The sequence below is a fragment of the Ralstonia pickettii genome, from assembly GCF_001699815.1.
Lineage (GTDB): Bacteria > Pseudomonadota > Gammaproteobacteria > Burkholderiales > Burkholderiaceae > Ralstonia > Ralstonia thomasii.
Map to the genome: position 1 here is coordinate 1 of NZ_MCGB01000040.1, position 2727 is coordinate 2727.

Sequence of the window (2727 nt, forward strand, 5' to 3'; positions counted from 1 at the left end):
CCGCTCACCACACCTCAACGCTCGCCCCAACGCCAACAGGTGCCCACCGACGGTTTGGCCGTACCCTGCCCTAGATGGCGCCTTGAATTTCTGTAAGCGGGCGGAAAAGAGACGGGGAACTGTCTGAGCGGAGCGAGTTTTCCCCGTCTCCGCCCGGTTACATAAATTCAAGGGGAAGTCGCCATCTCGGGCGCGCCTTTCTTTGCTTACCTTTCTTTGGCAAGACAAAGAAAGTAAGTCGGCCCCGGCAGGGGACGAAAAAGGGAGTGGACCACCAAGGCCCAAACCACAAACCACGAACCACGAACCACCAACACATCCAAACCAAGGAGATCCCTCACCATGGCAACCGCAACTCTGAACCTCGGTTTCATCGGCCTCGGCATCATGGGCGCCCCCATGGCAGGCCACCTGCGCGCAGCAGGCCACACGCTCTTCGTGCACGACGTCAACCCGGCACCCGCCGCGCTGGTGGAAGCCGGCGTGACGGTCTGCACGAGCGCGGAAGAAGTCGCCAAGCGCGCCGACATCATCTTCATCATGGTGCCGGACACCCCGCACGTTGAAGCCGTGCTGTTCAGCGAGAAGGGCGTCGCCAAGGCGCTGAAGGATGCCGGCAAGGACGCTGCTGCCAGCAAGATCGTCGTCGACATGAGCTCGATCTCGCCGATCGCGACGAAAGACTTTGCAGCCCGCATCAACAAGACCGGCGCGCAGTACCTGGACGCTCCGGTGTCGGGCGGTGAAGTGGGCGCGAAGGCTGCGTCGCTGACGATCATGGTGGGCGGTGAGCAGGCTGCGTTCGACCGCGTTGCTCCGCTGTTCAACCTGATGGGCAAGAACATCACGCTGGTCGGCGGCAACGGTGACGGCCAGACCACCAAGGTGGCCAACCAGATCATCGTGGCGCTGAACATCCAGGCCGTGTCCGAAGCGCTGCTGTTTGCATCGAAGGCGGGTGCCGATCCCGCAAAGGTACGTCAGGCACTGATGGGCGGCTTCGCTGCGTCGCGCATTCTTGAAGTGCACGGCGAGCGCATGGTGAAGCGCACGTTCGACCCGGGCTTCCGCATCGAGCTGCACCAGAAGGACTTGAACCTGGCCCTGCAGGGCGCCAAGACGCTGGGCGTGGCCCTGCCGAACACGGCCACCGCGCAGGAGCTGTTCAACACCTGCGCCGCCAACGGCATGGGCAAGCAAGATCATTCGGCCTTGTGCCGCGCGATCGAGATCATGTCGAACCACGACATCGCCTGAATGCGCGCCTAAGTTGTGTGCACTGTCGCAGCCTTCGGGCGGCGGCAGTCTTTTTGCTGTCTCCCCCGCTTTCTGCCATGCACCACGACCAGTCTGCCCAGGCCGCCCTGCGCGCTGCCTTGCCCAATCCGTCGCCGCGCGCGTTGCTGCACGGCCTGTTTGATACTGCGGTGGCTGCGGTCAGCGCGGCGCAATGCCTGCAGGCATTCCTGCCTGAACCGCCGCGTGGCCGCACCATCGTCATCGGCGCCGGCAAAGGCGCAGCAGCGATGGCCGAGGCGGTGGAGCAGCACTGGAAGGGCGATCTGTCTGGCCTGGTCGTCACGCGTTACGAGCACGGCCGCGCGCCTGGCACACAAGGCCGTATCGAAGTGGTGGAAGCCTCGCACCCGGTGCCCGATGCAGCCGGCCAACGCGCTGCGCAACGCATGGTCGGCCTGCTCGATGGTTTGACGGAAGACGACCTCGTGCTGTGCCTGATCTCGGGCGGTGGCTCGGCCCTTCTGGCTGCACCGGCGGAGGGCCTGACGCTGGCCGACAAGCAGTCCGTCAACCGCGCGCTGCTCAAAAGCGGCGCCAGCATCGGCGAGATGAACTGCGTGCGCAAGCACCTGTCGTCAATCAAAGGCGGGCGCCTGGCGCTGGCATGCGCACCGGCACGCGTCGAGACGCTGCTGATCTCCGATATTCCAGGCGACGACCCGACGCTCATCGCCAGCGGCCCGACGCTACCCGACGCCACCACCTGCGCGGATGCCCTGACCGTGATCGACAAATACGGCATCGACGTGCCCGAAGCGGTACGCCGTCATCTGGAAACCGGCGCGGGCGAAACACCCAAACCCGGCGATGCAGGCTTTGACGGCCATCGCAGTCACGTCATTGCGACGGCCCAGCACGCGCTGGAAGCTGCCGCCGCGCAGGCACGCGCGCTCGGTTACGAGGCACACATCCTGTCGGACAGCATTGAAGGCGAAGCACGCGATGTGGCCGAAGTCCACGCCGGCATCGTGCGGCAGATCGTGGCGCGCGATCAGCCGTTCACCAAGCCGTGCGTGATTCTGTCGGGCGGTGAGACGACCGTGACGGTGCGCGGTAGCGGCCGCGGCGGGCGCAATGCCGAGTTCCTGCTGGCGCTGGGCGTGGCGTTGGATGGCCTGCCGGGTGTGCATGCGATTGCTTGCGATACCGATGGCATCGATGGGTCCGAAGACAACGCTGGGGCGATTCTTACGCCGGATAGCCTGGCGCGTGCTGAAGCGCTTGGGTTGAAGCCGAAGCAATTGCTCGACAACAACGACGGGTATGGGTTCTTTGATGCGTTGGGGGATTTGATTGTGACTGGGCCTACGCGGACGAATGTGAATGATTTTCGGGCGATTTTGATTACTGGCTGAGTGGATTCGGATGCGGGCCACGCTGGCATGTGGTCTGTCTACACACGCGTACGCCGATGACGATGATGCGCGC

General features: G+C 64.2%; 2 protein-coding genes. Both read left to right on the forward strand.

Annotated features, from left to right (window positions below; all coding sequences use genetic code 11):
• Positions 1-342 precede the first annotated feature (342 nt).
• Positions 343-1257 carry a 2-hydroxy-3-oxopropionate reductase gene (glxR, locus tag BEK68_RS07060; protein ID WP_012436708.1) on the forward strand — a complete coding sequence of 305 codons (915 nt, stop codon included), beginning with the start codon at positions 343-345 and terminating at the stop codon, positions 1255-1257.
• 77 nt (positions 1258-1334) lie between these two features.
• Complete coding sequence (locus BEK68_RS07065; protein WP_012436709.1) at positions 1335-2654, forward strand: glycerate kinase type-2 family protein; 1320 nt, start codon at positions 1335-1337, stop codon at positions 2652-2654.
• The last annotated feature ends 73 nt before the right edge of the window (positions 2655-2727 follow it).